The sequence below is a fragment of the Monashia sp. HAY1-5C genome (assembly GCF_056755255.1).
Genome location: NZ_JBPGXG010000247.1, coordinates 1 through 2,318, shown reverse-complemented (window position 1 = coordinate 2,318; position 2,318 = coordinate 1). Strand labels below are relative to the sequence as shown.

The 2,318-nt window shown below is 77.4% G+C and carries 2 protein-coding genes; both read right to left on the bottom strand.

The window, feature by feature from the left end; translation table 11 throughout:
* Positions 1-16: 16 nt before the first annotated feature.
* Positions 17-763 (bottom strand): DUF5691 domain-containing protein, encoded by a 747-nt coding sequence (locus tag ACR9ZK_RS21350; RefSeq protein ID WP_481343973.1) that lies wholly within the window; start codon positions 761-763, stop codon positions 17-19.
* Positions 760-2,157 carry an SWIM zinc finger family protein gene (locus tag ACR9ZK_RS21345; protein WP_481343972.1) on the bottom strand — a complete coding sequence of 466 codons (1,398 nt, stop codon included), beginning with the start codon at positions 2,155-2,157 and terminating at the stop codon, positions 760-762. Before ACR9ZK_RS21345 ends, ACR9ZK_RS21350 begins: the two co-directional genes overlap by 4 nt.
* Between the last annotated feature and the right edge of the window lie 161 nt (positions 2,158-2,318).

Here is a 2,318-nt window from a genome sequence, read left to right as displayed (position 1 = left end):
TCCGTCGTCGGCAGCGTCAGATGTGTATAAGAGACAGGAGGTGAGCCCGCCGGTCCCGCGCGGCATCGGTGGCCCACGTCGACCCGACGAGCGCGCGGGCCGCGTCGGGGTCCCGGGCGCGCAGCGACGCCACGAGCGACAGACGCTCGGTCGAGGGCAGCCGCGCCCAGTCGTCCGGATCGAGCTCGGGTTCGGCCGACACGTCCGCCCCGGCCGCGGCGTCGAGCACCCAGCCCCAGTCGGCACGCTGCGCAGCCAGCCAGAGGCCGCGCTCGTCGACGACCCGGGCGGCGACGCGACGCAGCGAGCGTTGTGCGGTGGCGAGGTCGAGGAGGGTCGGCAGCAGCGCGTGCGGGACGCGTCGGCCACCGGTGTCGCACGCGCGGAGCCAGTGCGTCAGCAGGGCTGGTCGCTGCTGCACGCCGGCGGGCGGCTGCGTCAGGACGAGCTCGAGCAGCTGCACGGCCAGGCGCGAGGCCTCGGCGCGCACGTCCGGCGGGGAGGTGGGCGGCGTCTCGGCCGGACGGGACACGCGTCCCGACGCGAGGGCCGCCGCGCCGAGCGCGGCGGCGTCGAGGAGCGCGGCCTCGCGCGGGAGCGTCGTCGGCGTGCCGGTCGACGCATCGGTGGGTGCGTCGGGGCGCCGGATGCCGAGGACGTCGAGCGGTGGGACGGCGCGACGGGCGGTGCCGACGAGGGCCGCGTTGCCGACCTCGCGCCACCAGGCGTCGAACCCGCCTGTCGCTCCGGTGCGTTCGCTCACAGCGCCACCATCTCCCCCCGCTGCACCAGGGTGAGGGGCCGGAACCGCCCGTGCTCGAGCTCGCCGAACACGTCGGCCGGGTGCCCGCCGGTGCGCGCGAGCAGCGCCCACACCGCGGCATCGGCGGTCAGGTCGATGCCGCGGCCAGCCGCGTCGACGGCGCGGGCCGTGAGCAGGGCCGACGCGGGGCCCGACGCCGGGGCTGACGCCGAGGCGGACGCGGGTGCCGGCGCCGAGACGGGTGACCGCGGCGGGTCGACCCCGACGCGCACGGCGGCGAGGGCGACCGGCACGCGCCGCGTCCACGGGTTGGCGGCCCAGACCCGGGCGGCCCAAGCGTACGCGCCCTCGACGTCGACGGTGCCCGGCAGCGGTCCGTCGGTGGCGACCGGCGCCGGGTCGTCGACGAACAGCGCCCTCCGGACGCCGCGCCCCGGGTACCGCGCGACCGTGGCGTCGAGGACCGAGCCGGCCAGGCGGGCCACGGGCAGCACCTGCGTGCCGGCCGCGAAGTCGAGGACGACGACGGTGTGGCCCGACGCCTCGCCGCGCAGCCACGTCCGCTGCTGCTGGAGGCGGCCGTCGTCGGTGCGGTGCGCGCCGAGCACGGTCCAGCGGTCGTGCAGGGCGTCACCCGCGCGGACCGTGTCGGTGGGGACGGACCAGCCGAGGTAGGCCCTGAGGTCGCCGAGCTCGTCGGGGTCGAGGCTGTCGCGACGGCTCCACGTGCGGGTCGCGGTCCACCAGCGGCCGAGGGCGACGAGGAGCCGTTCGGACCAGTCCGCGCGCCAGGCGACCTCGCTGCCGACGGAGCGGACGTCGTCGGCGACGCCGGGCAGCTGGGCGTCGACGAGCCGCGCGGCGGTCGTCTCCCACCACGCCTGCGGCTGGCGGCGGGCCGTGGCCGTCCCACCGCGGACGAGGTCACCGAGCCACCGGGCGAAGTCGTCCATGCCCGCCGTCATCAGCGCGAGCCGGTCCTCGAGCCGCCGGGCCTGGGCGTCGGGGTCCGGGGTCCGCCCGGCCCGGGCCTCGGTCGCGGCGTCGCGGGCTGCGCCGCGGGCGGCCCGCTCGGCCGCCCACTCGCGGGCGAAGCCGGCCGCCTCCTCGACGTCGGCGACCGACCCCGACCCGTCGACCCAGAGCAGCAGCAGCGCGAGCCCGTGCTTGCACGGGTGCTTGCGGCTCGGGCACGAGCAGCGGAAGGCCGGCCCGGCGAGGTCGACGCTCACCTGGTACGGCGTCCTGCCCGACCCCTGGCACTTGCCCCACACGAGCGTCTCGGTCGAACCGGTGTCGCTCCACGGGCCGGGGCGTGCCAGTCTGCGGGCCGCCACCAGCGACGCGTCGTCGGGAGCGAGCCCGGCCACCTGTGCCGGAGTCCATCGGGTCATGACGCGCACATCATGACCGACAACGCGGACAGCCGGGTCAGTCCTCGTGCAGGTCGAGGTCGACGAGCAGCTCGGTGGCGAGGCGCTCGAGGTCCGCACGCAGGTCGGCAAGGTCCGTCGCGGCCGGCACGTCGACGACGACATGGGCCTCGAAGAGCAGG

Coding starts and splice junctions, on each gene's coding strand:
- ACR9ZK_RS21345 (WP_481343972.1), bottom strand. CDS start 2,157: ATGACCCGATGGACTCCGGCACAGGTGGCCGGGCTCGCTCCCGACGAC.